The sequence below is a fragment of the Dyella solisilvae genome, assembly GCF_003351225.1.
Taxonomy (GTDB): Bacteria; Pseudomonadota; Gammaproteobacteria; order Xanthomonadales; family Rhodanobacteraceae; genus Dyella; species Dyella solisilvae.
Genome location: NZ_QQSY01000016.1, coordinates 1 through 1,854, shown reverse-complemented (window position 1 = coordinate 1,854; position 1,854 = coordinate 1). Strand labels below are relative to the sequence as shown.

Genomic DNA, 1,854 nt, shown 5'->3' with positions numbered 1-1,854 from the left:
CTCGACATCCAAAATGAAGCGGCCATAGATGCTGAACTTCATAGGTTCCCCTTGGGTCTGCTATGGGTTGCGATTTCAGCCGGTCAACGCAACACATTGCTGGAATCGTTCGGCCGGTGTTTCAAAGTTCAACGTCTGTCGAGGGCGCTCGTTCAAACGCCGGGCCACAGCATCGAGTTTAGCCCGCGAGTAGCCCGACAGGTCCGTGCCTTTTGGGAAATATTGGCGTAGCAGTCCGTTGGTGTTCTCGTTGGACCCCCGCTGCCATGGATGCTGCGGGTCGCAGAAGTAGACCTGGATGTCCGTGGCCAGCGTGAAGCGCTGGTGGTCAGCCATTTCCTTGCCTCGATCCCAGGTCAGCGATTTGTAGAGCTCCCTAGGCAGCTTGTGGGCGTGCTTGATCAAAGCGTCGATGACCGTTTGCGTGTCTTTGCCCGTGACCTTCACCAGCATGACGTAGCGCGTGCGACGCTCGACGAGGGTAGCGATCTGGCTGTGATGGCTGCCCATCAACAAGTCGCCTTCCCAGTGACCTGGTACCGCGCGATCGGCAACCTCGGCGGGACGCTCCCGGATGGACACCATGTCGGTGAGCTGGCCGTGGTTGTCCGTCTTCTGCGTGTGGTGGCGCGAACGGCGCATCGCGCGCGAGCGCCGTAAATGCACCAGAAGCTCCTTTTTCAAGGCGCCCCGGGCTTGGATGAAGAGGCTGCGATAGATGGTCTCGTGCGACACCTGTTGCTCCTCATGGCCGCCAGATCGCTGCTTGAGCCAACCGGCAATCTGCATCGGTGACCACTCTAGCTGCAACTTGCTGGCCACGAGCTTGGCCAGCACACGATGCTTCCTCAGCTTGCAGACCTTGGGGCGATGCGCACGGTCCCACGCACACTGATCGGCCTGGCTCGCTCGGTAGGCAACCCGTCCGCCATTGCGATGGATCTCGCGGCTGATCGTGGAGGGTGGACGGTGAAGCTGTCGCGCGACGGACCGCAGCGATTCTCCTAACGCTACAGCCCGGGAGATCTCCTCCCGCTCGGCCAGGGTCAGCGCTCGCAAAGGTCGGTGCCGTGGCGCCGGTCGAATACCGCCCGTCTGCACTAACACGCGGCGTATCGAGGAGTGCCGACGGTCGAGCGACCGGGCGATCTGGTGCAGCGACTCGCCACGCTGCCAGCGCTCCCACATCTGGGCCTTCTCGCCATCTGTCAGGTGCCTGCGAAGCCTGGGTGCCATACAACACTCCTCACGCCGGGGCGCTTATAGTGTGTTGCAACGACCGGCTGAAATCGCAGTTGGTAGCGGACCTTAAATGCTCGCCAGCTTTAGTGCTTTGAGCTCTCTCATGCGCGCTGCCTTCTGCGCCTTGTATTCCGGACGAAACCCTTCGGTTGCTTCCCAACGCTCGAGCATCGAATCAAAGTCAGCAACGGACTTTCCGGCAAGGTACGAGTCAAGCGGTTCAGTCGGGAAATCGATGCCTTCACTAGCGCAATCGGAGCAGAAGGGGACTCGGGCGGACAAGGTGCCCGGGGCATACCGAAGAAAACACAGGGGACAAACCGTCTCGACCTCTATGGGGTCCAAGATAGGCGGTGCGACAGGCGGGACATAGCTGCGCCGCCATTCCTGAAAAGTCTGGCCAGGTTTTGCCTTGGGCTGCTTTGTTCGAAACGGCCACATGGGTGCTAGCTACCTCGTCAGCGGGTGTGCACGTCTGGTCAACATTATTACGTCCGCTTCACGCCCTGAGCCGTTCCGTCAACTATCGGACGAAGCCAGGCCAGCGAGCAAGGGCGAGCCACGGCGCTGCAGGGCCCTAAGGTAGCGCGACTCGTCGTAGGGCGTGTGGGA

At 60.9% G+C, this 1,854-nt stretch carries 1 protein-coding gene; it reads right to left on the bottom strand.

Translation table 11 applies throughout. The features are described 5' to 3' along the window. Positions 1–75 precede the first annotated feature (75 nt). Positions 76–1,236 carry an IS30 family transposase gene (locus DVT68_RS20205; RefSeq protein ID WP_114827013.1) on the bottom strand — a complete coding sequence of 387 codons (1,161 nt, stop codon included), beginning with the start codon at positions 1,234–1,236 and terminating at the stop codon, positions 76–78. Positions 1,237–1,854: the final 618 nt, after the last annotated feature.